At 49.5% G+C, this 12660-nt stretch carries 11 protein-coding genes; 7 read left to right on the top strand and 4 right to left on the bottom strand.

Going from position 1 to position 12660, the window contains the following annotated elements; genetic code table 11:
- Positions 1-7 precede the first annotated feature (7 nt).
- From ftsA to Q4563_RS06590, 7 genes are all read left to right on the top strand, one after another.
- A complete protein-coding gene (ftsA, locus tag Q4563_RS06620; protein ID WP_215975815.1) occupies positions 8-1243 on the top strand; it encodes a cell division protein FtsA in 1236 nt (411 codons plus the stop codon).
- A gap of 33 nt (positions 1244-1276) precedes the next feature.
- Positions 1277-2428, top strand: coding sequence for a cell division protein FtsZ (gene ftsZ, locus Q4563_RS06615; RefSeq protein WP_215975816.1), 1152 nt, complete (start codon positions 1277-1279; stop codon positions 2426-2428).
- 250 nt (positions 2429-2678) lie between these two features.
- A complete protein-coding gene (gene lpxC / locus Q4563_RS06610; protein ID WP_215975817.1) occupies positions 2679-3590 on the top strand; it encodes a UDP-3-O-acyl-N-acetylglucosamine deacetylase in 912 nt (303 codons plus the stop codon).
- Between the two features lie 168 nt (positions 3591-3758).
- Complete coding sequence (locus tag Q4563_RS06605) at positions 3759-4691, top strand: M23 family metallopeptidase (RefSeq protein WP_215975818.1); 933 nt, start codon at positions 3759-3761, stop codon at positions 4689-4691.
- Positions 4692-4775: 84 nt separating this feature from the next.
- Positions 4776-7511 (top strand): preprotein translocase subunit SecA, encoded by a 2736-nt coding sequence (gene secA / locus Q4563_RS06600; protein ID WP_303604018.1) that lies wholly within the window; start codon positions 4776-4778, stop codon positions 7509-7511.
- A gap of 11 nt (positions 7512-7522) precedes the next feature.
- Positions 7523-8743 (top strand): bifunctional glutamate N-acetyltransferase/amino-acid acetyltransferase ArgJ, encoded by a 1221-nt coding sequence (gene argJ, locus Q4563_RS06595; protein WP_303604017.1) that lies wholly within the window; start codon positions 7523-7525, stop codon positions 8741-8743.
- A 6-nt stretch (positions 8744-8749) separates the two neighbouring features.
- A complete protein-coding gene (locus Q4563_RS06590; protein ID WP_303604016.1) occupies positions 8750-9682 on the top strand; it encodes a Nudix family hydrolase in 933 nt (310 codons plus the stop codon).
- 29 nt (positions 9683-9711) lie between these two features.
- Here Q4563_RS06590 and yacG read toward each other — a convergent pair whose 3' ends face one another.
- From yacG to Q4563_RS06570, 4 genes are read right to left on the bottom strand one after another with little or no spacing between them, the layout of a single operon-like run.
- Complete coding sequence (gene yacG / locus Q4563_RS06585) at positions 9712-9909, bottom strand: DNA gyrase inhibitor YacG (RefSeq protein ID WP_303604015.1); 198 nt, start codon at positions 9907-9909, stop codon at positions 9712-9714.
- Positions 9906-10508, bottom strand: coding sequence for a dephospho-CoA kinase (coaE, locus tag Q4563_RS06580; RefSeq protein WP_303604014.1), 603 nt, complete (start codon positions 10506-10508; stop codon positions 9906-9908). The genes yacG and coaE overlap by 4 nt, the downstream gene beginning before the upstream one ends.
- Positions 10509-10522: 14 nt before the next feature.
- Entirely contained in the window at positions 10523-11398 is an 876-nt protein-coding gene (locus Q4563_RS06575; RefSeq protein ID WP_442903732.1) for a prepilin peptidase, read from the bottom strand.
- 2 nt (positions 11399-11400) lie between these two features.
- Entirely contained in the window at positions 11401-12657 is a 1257-nt protein-coding gene (locus Q4563_RS06570; RefSeq protein ID WP_303604013.1) for a type II secretion system F family protein, read from the bottom strand.
- Positions 12658-12660: the final 3 nt, after the last annotated feature.

Raw genomic sequence — 12660 nt, 5'->3', positions numbered from 1 at the left:
CCAAATAATGGCAGGCTCTAACGACAATAAAATGATTGTTGGGCTGGATATCGGCACTTCCAAAGTGGTGGCCATAGTCGGGGCAATTACACCCGAAGGCGATTTGGAAATTGTTGGTATTGGCTCTTGCCGCTCAAACGGTTTGAAAAAAGGTGTGGTGGTCAATATTGAGTCGACAGTCCACTCCATACAGCGAGCCGTAGAAGAGGCGGAATTGATGGCAGGGTGTCAAATTCATTCTGTTTATGCGGGTATTGCCGGTAGCCATATTCGCAGTTTGAATTCGCACGGTATTGTGGCGATTAAAGACCGCGAAGTTTATACCCAGGATATAGACCGGGTGATTGATGCCGCACAAGCCGTAGCCATTCCTGCAGATCAAAAGATCCTACATATTTTGCCGCAAGAGTTTTTGATTGACGATCAAGAAGGCGTTAAAGAGCCCTTAGGGATGAGTGGCGTTCGCTTAGAGGCAAAGGTGCACTTGGTGACCTGTGCGGTCAATGCTGCGCAAAATATCGATAAATGTATTCGGCGCTGCGGGCTGGATGTTGAAGACATCATTTTGGAACAATTAGCGTCTAGCTATTCGGTATTAACCGACGATGAGCGTGAGCTTGGGGTTTGCATTGTGGATATCGGCGGCGGTACAACCGATATTGCTATCTTTACCGATGGTGCGATTCGTCACACGGGTGTCATTCCAATAGCAGGTGATCAAGTTACCAATGATATCGCCATGGCCTTGCGTACACCTACTCAAAATGCCGAAGAGATAAAAATAAAATACGCTTGTGCGTTGGCTAAATTAACAGGCCCTGATGAAACCATTAAGGTGCCGAGTGTTGGCGAGCGCGCACCTCGCAACTTGTCTCGCCAGGCCCTGGCTGAAGTGGTCGAGCCGCGTTATGACGAGCTGTTTACGTTGGTGCAAGCCGAGGTTCGTCGCAGTGGGTTTGAGGATATGATTCCCGCGGGCATTGTGCTGACGGGCGGTACCGCAAAAATGGAAGGCGTTGTTGAGCTGGCAGAGGAAATTTTTCATATGCCGGTGCGCCTGGGGGCCCCACAAAATATTACGGGCTTATCCGATATTGTGAACAATCCTATTTATTCTACCGGTGTGGGGCTATTGCAATACGCATTAAAGCAACACCAGGGTGAACACTCTGCCACACCGGCCAGTGAAAGCGAGCCTAACCTGCTCGCTAAACTGAAAAAAATGTTTCAAGGTGAATTTTAATTTTTGATTTAATATGGAAGAGAGGGGAACGTCATGTTTGAATTAGTCGATAGCATGCCACAAAATGCAGTTATTAAAGTGATCGGTGTCGGTGGCGGCGGTGGTAACGCCGTTAAGCACATGATCGGAAATAATGTCGAAGGTGTGGAGTTTATCTGTGCCAATACAGATGCGCAGGCACTGAAAGATATTGATGCCCGGGTTGCTTTACAGCTGGGTAACAGTATGACCAAAGGCTTGGGTGCGGGTGCCAATCCAGAGGTGGGTCGACATGCAGCGATGGAAGATCGTGAACGTATTGCTGAGGTGTTGAGCGGTGCGGATATGGTGTTTATTGCAGCGGGTATGGGCGGTGGTACCGGCACCGGTGCGGCCCCTATCGTTGCCGAAGTCGCGCGCGATTTGGACATACTGACGGTGGCGGTAGTTACCAAGCCTTTCCCTTTCGAAGGGCGCAAGCGTATGTTAGTGGCGGACGCCGGCATTAAAGAGCTGCAAGAGCGAGTTGACTCGCTGATTACCATCCCTAATGAAAAGCTTTTATCTGTGCTGGGTAAAGCCACCAGTTTGCTAGACGCTTTTAAAGCGGCCAATAGCGTGTTGCAAGGAGCAGTACAAGGTATTGCGGATTTGATTATACGCCCCGGCATGATCAACGTAGACTTTGCTGACGTACGCACGGTGATGTCTGAAATGGGCATGGCTATGATGGGCACCGCGCACGCGGAAGGTGAAACCCGCGCTCGCGAAGCGGCGGAAGCGGCTATTCGCAGTCCCTTGCTGGAAGATGTTAACTTGCAGGGCGCACGCGGTATTCTGGTGAATATTACCGCCGGTATGGACTTATCTTTGGGTGAGTATCAAGAAGTCGGCGATACCATCGCTGAGTTTTCATCGGATGACGCCACGATAGTGGTGGGTACGGTGATTGATCCGGAACTGACTGATGAGCTGCGTGTCACAGTTGTGGCTACGGGTTTAGGCGCCGCACAAGCGGCAAAAGCGCCTACTAAAGTCGTGGTGGATAACACCCGTCGCCCAGATGGCCAGCTCGATTACTCAGCTCTGGATCGCCCGACAATTATGCGCAATGGCCCCGGCGGTCAGAGTGATGCAGCGCCCGCTGCTGATAAAGATATGGAATATCTTGATATTCCAGCTTTTTTACGGCGCCAGGCAGACTGATCCGTGGCCTAAGGTTGGCGATTAACAGGGTGTGACAGCGTGTTTGCACCACATTTGGGCGCCAAAGTGGCTGTTACTGGTGGACATTTAGCATTTTGTGCTATAGTTCCGCTTTTACAGCCGTAATTTACGGGCAATGTCATATTGCTGTGAGTTATGGTGCCCGATACAGTGGCTATGACTCGGTATCGGGCTTTGTAGCCGTTTCAACTATATGCCCGTCATCGCAAACGAGAGCCAGACTCAAACAATGATCAGACAACGTACCCTTAAAAATGCAATCCGCGCTACCGGCGTGGGCCTGCATACCGGTCAAAAGGTGTTCCTTACGTTACTTCCCGCCGAAGTGGATACTGGCATCATCTTTCGACGGGTCGACTTAGACCCAGTCGTGGAAATTGAAGCTAAGGCCGAAAACGTCGGCGATACCACCCTCTCTACTAGCTTGGTCAAGGATGACGTCAAGGTATCGACCGTGGAACATTTGCTGTCAGCAATGGCCGGTTTAGGGATTGATAATGCGATTGTTGAGGTCAGTGCGCCTGAAGTGCCAATCATGGATGGCAGTGCTGGTCCGTTTGTGTTTTTGATTCAATCGGCGGGTATTCAGGAGCAGGCTGCCGCAAAGAAATTTATCCGTATCAAGCGTCCGATCACGGTAGAAGATGGCGACAAATCAGCCAGCTTTGTGCCATTTGACGGTTTTAAAGTGACCTTCTCGATAGAGTTTGATCATCCGGTCTTTCAAGACCGCTCACTGGAAACCTCGGTAGATTTCTCCAGTACCTCATTTGTGAAAGAAGTTAGCCGCGCCCGAACCTTTGGTTTTATGCACGAAATAGAGTATCTGCGCTCTAAGGGCTTGGCCAAGGGCGGCAGTGTTGACAATGCCATCGTAGTTGACGAGTACCGAATCCTCAATGAGGATGGGCTGCGTTACGAAGATGAGTTTGTAAAGCATAAAGTACTCGATGCTATTGGCGACCTTTACCTGCTGGGCAATAGCCTGATCGGTGAATTTAAAGCACATAAATCGGGTCATGCCCTCAACAACAAGTCTCTGCGGCAACTTATTGCTCAGCCTGACGCGTGGGAGGTGGTGACGTTCGATGATGAAAATGCCGCCCCGATCTCCTATATGAAGCCATTATTGGCGGTGTGAAAAAATACCTAAAAAGGCCCGCTGATTGTGTTTAGCGGGCCTTTTTTATATAGTTAACGGAAATGAGCGTCGCATGTCGCTATTACAAATTTAGGCAGCTAATTAAAGTAGGGGTGGAGGCCAAGGTTAGTGATTACTTGCTAATCCTTCAGCCCATACAAAATACACATGAAAATTATATTGGTAAGCAAACGACACGGCCATACTCGCAGCATTACGCTGGGAGGGTGGACTCGTGCTGTTTTATCCGTGTGTATTTTGGGAATGCCGGCGGTGGCAGGTGTTCTAGGTTACCACTTCCTCGTAGCACAAAATAATAGCAATTTATTTTCGGTTGAGTCGCGCCAAGCATGGCAAATGGCGCTGGCTGAGCAAAAAGAACAGGTCTTTGAAAGCCGCCGTCAAGCACAGGCTGAAGTTGCCGCATTGACATTAAAGGTCGCTGAATTACAGGCGCGTCTGGTTCGCCTAGATGCTTTGGGCGAACGCTTAACCACCATTGCTAAGCTTGACCAAGGTGAATTCGATTTCAGCCAAAAGCCCGCTATCGGTGGGCCTGAGGGTGAGTTGCTGGGCGATGCCTACGCGGCGCCCGACTTTCTTACCGCTATTGATGACTTATCGCGTCAAATTGCCAACCGTGAACAACAGCTAGAAACACTCGATGCGCTGCTGGTAAATCGCCGATTAAAAGAAGACATATTTGTCGCTGGCCGTCCGGTCGAAAAAGGCTGGATGTCATCGCGCTTTGGCCGCCGTACCGACCCTTTCACTGGGAAGGTCGCCTGGCACGGTGGTGTCGATTTTGCCGGTAAAGAAGATTCCAATATTATTGCCGTTGCCTCTGGAGTGGTGACTTGGTCTGCTGATCGCCACGGTTACGGCAATCTAGTGGAAATAAGCCATGGCAATGGCTTTTCTACGCGTTACGCACACAATAAGGCTAACTCGGTTGAAGTTGGCGATGTTGTAAAAAAAGGGCAAGTCATTGCTCTAATGGGTTCTACTGGCCGCTCTACCGGCCCGCATGTGCATTTTGAAGTCTACAAAAATGGCCGTGCGGTTGACCCCTCCTCCTATATTCATCGCACCCTGCGATAAAAGCCCACCTGTTTTCACTATACCTTCACGCTTGGTGCTGCCTTGGCTAGCGCCCAATTATTATTTTTTGTACGGATGTGTTAGATGTTAGGCAAGATTACTAAATTCATATTGGGATCTAAAAACGATCGCGTGCTAAAGCGCATGCGCAAGACAGTTGTGCGTATCAACGCATTAGAAGAGCAATTACAAGCACTCAGCGATGAGGAGCTCAAGGCGAAAACAGCTGAGTTCAAGCAACGCCATGAAAATGGCGAGTCACTTGATGCTTTGCTACCAGAAGCATTCGCCACCGTGCGCGAAGCAGGTAAGCGCACCATGGGAATGCGACACTTCGATGTTCAGCTTATCGGTGGTATGGCATTGCACGAAGGTTGTATTGCCGAGATGCGCACCGGTGAAGGTAAAACCTTGATGGCCACCTTGCCTGCCTACCTGCGCGCACTAACCGGTTTGGGTGTTCACATCGTAACAGTGAACGACTACTTGGCCACACGCGATGCGGCCTGGATGACGCCTTTGTTTAATTTCCTAGGTATGGATGTTGGGGCTATTGTCTCGGGCCAAGATCCGCAGCAAAAGCGCGCGGCTTATCAGGCCGATATTACTTACGGCACCAATAACGAATACGGATTTGATTATTTGCGTGACAACATGGCGCTGTCAAAAGCCGATAAGTTTCAGCGCCCTCTACACTTTGCTGTGGTGGATGAAGTCGACTCCATTTTGATTGACGAGGCACGTACACCATTAATCATCTCTGGTCCGGCTCAAAATAGCTCGGAAATGTACCAGCGTATGAATAAGTTAATTGCTAACCTGACTCGTCAAAAAGAAGACGAAGAAGATGGCGACTACTATGTTGATGAAAAAGCTCGCCAAGTTGAAATGACCGAGCAAGGTCATCAGCATGTAGAAGAGCTATTGATTAAGGCCGGCTTACTGTCTGAGGAAGAAAGTCTGTACTCTGCTGCCAATCTAAGTTTGTTGCATCATGTCAATTCGGCACTGCGCGCGAATGCACTGTTCAATCGTGATGTTGAATATATTGTGCAAAACAATGAAGTAGTGCTGATTGATGAGCACACAGGCCGCACAATGGCAGGTCGTCGGTTGTCAGAAGGTTTACACCAGGCGATTGAAGCCAAAGAAGGCGTACAGATTCAAAGCGAAAGCCAAACCTTGGCATCGACTACTTTTCAAAACTATTTCCGCTTGTACTCCACCCTGTCGGGCATGACCGGCACGGCAGATACCGAAGCGTTTGAGTTTAGGGAAATCTACAGCCTGGATGTTGTGGTTATTCCTTCTAACCGGCCCACGCAACGCGATGACTTAAACGATTTGGTGTATTTGTCCATCGCAGAGAAGTTCGATGCCATCGTACAGGATGTGGAAGAGTTCCGGGCTAAAAATGCACCTGTTCTCGTAGGTACCGCATCGATTGAAACCTCGGAAGAGATGTCTAAACGGTTGAAGCAAAGCAAAGTGCCGCATCAGGTGTTGAACGCAAAATACCATGAGAAAGAAGCGGAAATTATTGCCCAGGCTGGCCGCCCAGGTGCTGTGACTATTGCGACCAATATGGCCGGTCGTGGTACTGATATTGTTTTGGGGGGCAATTGGGAGTCTGAGGTAGCGCAGCTCGATAACCCCATCCAAGACCAAATCGATACAATCAAAGCAGACTGGAAAGAGCGTCACGACAAAGTCATTGCTGCGGGCGGATTACATATTGTCGGCACAGAGCGCCACGAATCGCGTCGCATTGATAACCAGTTGCGTGGGCGGGCCGGTCGTCAAGGTGACCCAGGGGTTACCCGCTTTTATTTATCGCTGGAAGATAACCTGATGCGTATCTTCGCCTCGGACCGGGTGCGTAATTTTATGCAGGCCCTGGGTATGGATAAAGGCGAGGCGATTGAGCACCGCATGGTCAATAACGCTATTGAAAAAGCGCAAAGGAAAGTAGAAGGGCGTAATTTTGATATGCGTAAGCAATTGCTAGAGTTTGATGATGTGGCAAATGACCAGCGTCAAATTGTTTATCAGCAACGCAATGAATTGCTTGAGGCCGGTGACATCTCTGACACCATAACCAATGTTCGCGCCGATGTGGTCGACGAGGTGATCAGTACGCATATACCGCCACAGTCCATTGAAGATCAATGGGATGTAGCAGGACTTGAGAAACAGCTAGAGTCTGATTTTGGCTTGAAATTGCCGGTCAAACAATGGCTGGATGAAGATGACAATCTGCACGAAGACACTTTGCGTGAGCGAATCCTTAAGGATGTCCAAGCCGCTTATGATGCCAAGTGTGCCGCAGTGGGTGAGGCTGCAGGTAACCCAGATGCTATGCGCCCGGTCGAGCAACAAATTATGTTGCAGGTGTTGGATACCGCGTGGAAAGAGCAGCTATCCAGTATGGATCATCTGCGCCAGGGGATTAACCTACGTTCTTACGCACAGAAAAACCCCAAGCAAGAGTATAAGCGCGAAGCGTTTTATCTTTTCCAGGACATGCTGTCTACGGTTAAGCGAGAAGTGGTTGTTGTCCTTGCTCGCTTTCAGCCCTATACCCGAGAGCAGTTGGAGCAGATGGAACTACGCCGGCGCGAAATGGAAGAGCAAGCCCGCAGTAAAATGCAATTGCAACACGAGCAGGCATCCGCTATGGGGGGCGAGTCTGAAGCGCCCTCGGCTGGACAGCCAGGTGCAGCTCCGATGACCCGCGAGGGGCGCAAAGTCGGCCGTAACGATCCGTGTCCTTGTGGGTCAGGTAAGAAGTACAAACAATGTCACGGTAAATTGAGTTAACGGAGATAAACATGGCTGTCGGTGAGCTTTCTTTTCCTTGCATGCCGCCAATTGCAGGCGTTGAAATTGGCGTTACGGGGGCGGCCATTAAAAGTCCCGGGCGCGATGATATGCTTATCTTTGCGTTGCCCGACGGTGCCAGTGTCGCTGGTGTGTTTACCCAAAGTGCTTTTTGCGCAGCACCGGTTACGCTATGCCGTGAACATTTGGAAAAGGCTAGCCCGCGTTTATTGCTGATTAATTCCGGTAATGCTAACGCTTGTACCGGTGAGAGAGGCCGTCAAGAAGCTCTGCAATTATGTAGGTCTTTAGCGCAACATTACGCTTTGTCAGAAAGTGAAGTCTTACCTTTCTCAACAGGGGTTATTGGGGAGCATTTGCCGGTTGATAAAATGCAGGCTGCTCTGCCGTTGCTCGTAGAAAGTACCAAGGAAGATGCTTGGGATCGTGCAGCTCGGGCCATTATGACCACCGATACCCGCCCTAAGGGCGCTACCACCACGCTTGAGTTAGCAGGTCGAACCGTGACCATTAATGGTATTTCCAAGGGCTCGGGAATGATAAACCCCAATATGGCCACCATGCTGGGGTTTATCGCGACAGATGCCGCCATTGATCAAGCCGTATTGCAACAGCTGGTATGTGAGGTAGCTGGCTTGTCGTTTAACCGCATCACCATCGATGGCGATACATCGACCAACGATGCCTGTATGTTGATGGCTTCGGGTAAGGCGGGCAATACCCGAATTACAAGTGTCGATAGCCAAGACTACGCTGCGTTAAAAGCTGCTATTGCCGATGTGTGTGTACAATTGGCGCAAATGATTGTTGCTGACGGAGAGGGTGCCACAAAGTTTGTCACCATTGATGTGCAAGGTGGTGCCAATCACGAAGAATGCTTAAAAGTGGCCTATGCCGTGGCCCACTCTCCTTTGATTAAAACCGCGCTGTTTGCTTCTGACCCTAACTGGGGGCGAATAGTTGCAGCTATTGGCTATGCTGGTGTGAGCGACCTCAATGCAAGTAAGGTTCGTGTGTTACTTAACGATGTACTGATTGTCGAACAAGGTGGTAGGGCGGCCAGCTATACCGAAGCTCAGGGGCAACAAGTGATGGATGGCGAACGAATTACAATCACTATTGATCTGGGGCGCGGTGAGTGCCAAGAGCTGTTGTGGACCACGGACTTGTCCTATGAGTACGTGCGAATCAACGCTGATTATCGAACCTAAGCGGTTATGAAACGAGTTCAGGTTGCCGTCGGAGTGGTGCAAGATACCGAGGGGCGAATATTAATTGCCAGGCGACCAGATCATACCCATCAAGGTGGGTTATGGGAGTTTCCCGGGGGAAAAGTTGAAGCTGGTGAAACGCTTTTACAAGCACTAGACCGCGAATTGTTTGAAGAGCTTGATATTCGGGTGGATGCCACTGTCCCGGTTATTGAAATCCTCCACGATTACCCCGATAAGCAAGTTTGCCTGCAAGTTCACAGGGTGAATTCTTGGCGCGGACTAGCCCGCGGTAAAGAAGGACAGCCAATTTGTTGGGTGGCCCCACAAAAGCTTTATCAATATGCGTTTCCAGCCGCAAATTATCCTATCATTAATGCGTTACAGTTGCCTGAGAGTTACCTAATTACCGGTGATTTTATCTGCCTGCAAGATTTTACTGATCGGCTGCAAAAGGCGTTAGCGTCCGGCATCACTATGGTGCAAGTGCGGGCTCACCATCTTAATAACCAAGACTATAAAGCCTTGGCTCAATTGGCGGTAGAGATTTGTCAAACTCATGGCGCTCGTGTGCTGTTAAATCATGCCTCGGCCATAGATATTGTGAGCTTATTGGGGGCTGATGGGCTGCACATGAGTTCAGCGCAATTACAAGCCGCGAGCAAGTTACCGAAGAGTTGTTGGGTGGGTGCTTCTTGCCACAATCGCCGAGAGCTGCATCGAGCAGAATTTTTAGGGGTTCACTATGCATCGCTCTCCCCGGTGCAAGTAACCGCCTCCCACCCGCAAGAGCAAGCTTTAGGATGGTCTCAGTTCTCCGATCTGGTGCGCACCGCCAAGCTGCCGGTCTATGCCCTAGGGGGCTTGGTACAACATGACCTGGTACAAGCTAAAGCCGCAGGCGCTCAAGGTATCGGTGCGATCAGTGCTTGGTGGTAATCACTGAGCAGGTATGTTCGCTGACTTGTCTATCTATCCTCTAACTCATCGTTTTGCGCGCTGGCATCTTCTCCGGCGATACGATGATTTTCGTTAGCCCATTCCCCTAAGTCGATTAATTTACAACGCTCCGAACAAAAAGGTCGGTGCGGGAACTCATCACTCCAAAATATTTTTTTTTGACAGGTGGGGCAGGCGAGCTTAATGGGCTGAGTATTATCATTCATGGTATTAATGCCAAATATTGGTTATGCAGTTGCAGTATTTGAGTGTGTAAGTCGGCCAAATTGCCGTGGTTGTGCAAAATATCATCGGCTAAATGTAGCCTTTTTTGACGTGACATTTGAGTGGCCATAATGCTTTTAATTTGGGCGGCGCTGGTGTTGTCACGGATTTGAGCGCGCTCAACCTGCAGTGCTTCAGGGCAGTCAATCACAATAATCCGGTCGGTGAGTGTGTGCTGATTGGTTTCTAATAAAAGAGGCGACACAAGCAAGCTATAGGGGCTTAGAGCGCTGCCGAGCTGTGTAATAATTCGTTGGCGAATCGCTGGGTGGAGCAGCGATTCAAGCCATGTTTTTTGGACTGGGTCATGGAAAATAATCGCGCGTAATTGACGTCGGTCGAGTGTTTGCTCTGCGGTTAAGATTGTCTCACCGAAATGCTCAGTGATGGTGTTTAGCGCCGGTTCACCAGGCATTACGACCTCTCGAGCGATAACGTCTGCATCGATAATGGCAATGCCCAGCTCGGCGAATAGACAGGCCGCCGCACTCTTACCGCTGCCAATTCCTCCGGTTAAGCCCACACAAAAAGGTTTACCCATGAACGCTCAGATTATTAACCGATATGCGCAAACTGCAAATAGGAGCGAGTCATTTCACTGCCCCATAGCATGGCGATCCAGCCGGCAATGGCTAGATAAGGGCCAAAAGGGATGGGGATGTTTTTATCGCGCCCCTTGATCACAATAAGACCAATACCAATGACAGCCCCCACAAACGATGACAGAATGACCACCAAAGGTAGCATTTGCCACCCCATCCAGGCGCCCAAGGCCGCGAGCAATTTAAAATCGCCATAACCCATGCCTTCTTTACCGGTAAGAATTTTAAACAGCCAGAAAATAGACCACAGTGAAAGGTAGCCCATGATTGCGCCCCAAAGCGCACTGGGTAAATCTGTAATCAGGCCAAAATAATTGACAATTAGCCCCAACCAGAGCAAAGGCAGGGTAATGCTGTCGGGCAAAAGCTGGGTATCAAAGTCGATAACGGTAAGAATCAGCAGCGCCCAGGTAAACACAAGCACACCGAGAGCCGTCCAGTTGAAGCCAAGTTGGCTTACCACAGCAACGGAGATCAGCGCGGTGGCAAGCTCTATAACCGGATAGCGAGGTGAGATAACGGCTTTACAGCTGGCGCAACGACCTTTTAGCAGTAAGTAGCTAATGACTGGGATGTTGTGCCACGGTCTAATGGGAGCCTTACATTTAGGGCAATGCGAGTTGGGAAAGGCAATGCCTATTGGTTTTTCATCGGGGGCTGGCTGCTCCAAAAGCTCGCAGCAATCTCGCGTCCACTGCTGCTGCATTTGTTTGGGTAGGCGCAAAATCACCACATTAAAAAAACTGCCAATAGCTAAACAGAAAACGGCGACAACCACGTAGGCGTACCAAGTGAAATAATCAGAGGCGAAAAACTCGGTTTCTGTCACAGTTACATTACCTGGCCGATTTGGAAGATAGGCAGGTACATGGCGATCATTAAGCCGCCGACAAGAACCCCGAGAACCGACATAATGATAGGCTCTAACAAGGAGGAAAGGGAGTCCACTTTATTGTCCACTTCTTCCTCATAGTAGCTAGCTGCTTTATCCAGCATGTCATCCAGTGCGCCAGATTCTTCGCCAATGGACGCCATTTGGATTAACAGAGAAGGAAACATATTCTGATTGCGAATTGACATGTTTAGCTGTATGCCCGTTGATACTTCTTCCCGGACACGCAAGATCGCGTCGGAGTACAACCTGTTGCCTGCAGCGCCTGCGACAGAATTAAGTGCATCTATCAAAGGGACACCCGCGGCGAAAGTCGTCGACAGCGTACGCGCAAAGCGGGCCATAATGGATTGGTAAAGAATATCTCCGACGATGGGCACTTTTAGCATATACCGATCGATAAAATAAGAAAATTTAGAGCTTCGTAATTTAAGTTCTTTCAGAGCAAAGAAAAGTCCTACCGCGCCAAATAATGCATACAGCCAATAAGCTTGAGCCAGTTCGGAGAGGCTTAATACAAACAAGGTGAAGGCGGGTAGGTCGGCTCCAAAGCTAGAGAAGGTTTCGGCAAACTGTGGAACCACTTTGATCAATAGAATGGCGGTTACAATGACAGCTACAACAACTACCGCAATAGGGTAAGTTAAGGCTTTTTTGATTTTGGATTTGAGAGCTTCGGTTTTTTCTTTGTAGGTGGCAATACGATCCAGCATGGTTTCCAGTGCCCCGGACTGCTCGCCCGCTTCGACTAAGTTACAAAACAGGTCGTCAAAGTATCTGGGATGGTTGCGCAATGCAGGCGCAAAGCCTGTGCCAGAGGCGACGTCGTCGCGAATTTTGTTAATAAGTTCTTCCAGACCGTTGTGGTCGACCCCGCCGGCAACAATATCGAAAGATTGTACAAGCGGTACACCAGCTTTCATCATCGTGGCCATTTGGCGCGAAAATACAGCAATGTCGCTTGGGGTCACTTTTTTCTTGCCTGAGCCAAATAAGGGCTTGGGCTTTTTTCGTACATTTTGAACAATATAGCCCTGCTTTTGCAGTTGCGCTCGCACAATAGCGGCACTGCTGCCTGACTTTTCGCCCTGAGAAACCGTACCTTTACGATCTTTTATCTTGTAGGTAAATGTTTCATTGACCGTAGTTTTGGGCTTAGGCTTGGTTCTAGATTTGGTTGCCGTAGTTATCGCCATGTT

It is taken from the genome of Gilvimarinus sp. 1_MG-2023, from assembly GCF_030548285.1.
Note: the sequence above shows the minus strand (reverse complement) of the source record. Positions and strands in the feature narration are given on the sequence as shown.

What these genes read in the sequence shown, in the direction of transcription:
- ftsA (WP_215975815.1), top strand. Translation starts at nt 8, where the DNA reads ATGGCAGGCTCTAACGACAATAAAATGATTGTTGGGCTGGATATCGGC.
- ftsZ (WP_215975816.1), top strand. Translation starts at nt 1,277, where the DNA reads ATGTTTGAATTAGTCGATAGCATGCCACAAAATGCAGTTATTAAAGTG.
- lpxC (WP_215975817.1), top strand. Translation starts at nt 2,679, where the DNA reads ATGATCAGACAACGTACCCTTAAAAATGCAATCCGCGCTACCGGCGTG.
- Q4563_RS06605 (WP_215975818.1), top strand. Translation starts at nt 3,759, where the DNA reads ATGAAAATTATATTGGTAAGCAAACGACACGGCCATACTCGCAGCATT.
- secA (WP_303604018.1), top strand. Translation starts at nt 4,776, where the DNA reads ATGTTAGGCAAGATTACTAAATTCATATTGGGATCTAAAAACGATCGC.
- argJ (WP_303604017.1), top strand. Translation starts at nt 7,523, where the DNA reads ATGGCTGTCGGTGAGCTTTCTTTTCCTTGCATGCCGCCAATTGCAGGC.
- Q4563_RS06590 (WP_303604016.1), top strand. Translation starts at nt 8,750, where the DNA reads ATGAAACGAGTTCAGGTTGCCGTCGGAGTGGTGCAAGATACCGAGGGG.
- yacG (WP_303604015.1), bottom strand. Translation starts at nt 9,909, where the DNA reads ATGAATGATAATACTCAGCCCATTAAGCTCGCCTGCCCCACCTGTCAA.
- coaE (WP_303604014.1), bottom strand. Translation starts at nt 10,508, where the DNA reads ATGGGTAAACCTTTTTGTGTGGGCTTAACCGGAGGAATTGGCAGCGGT.
- Q4563_RS06570 (WP_303604013.1), bottom strand. Translation starts at nt 12,657, where the DNA reads ATGGCGATAACTACGGCAACCAAATCTAGAACCAAGCCTAAGCCCAAA.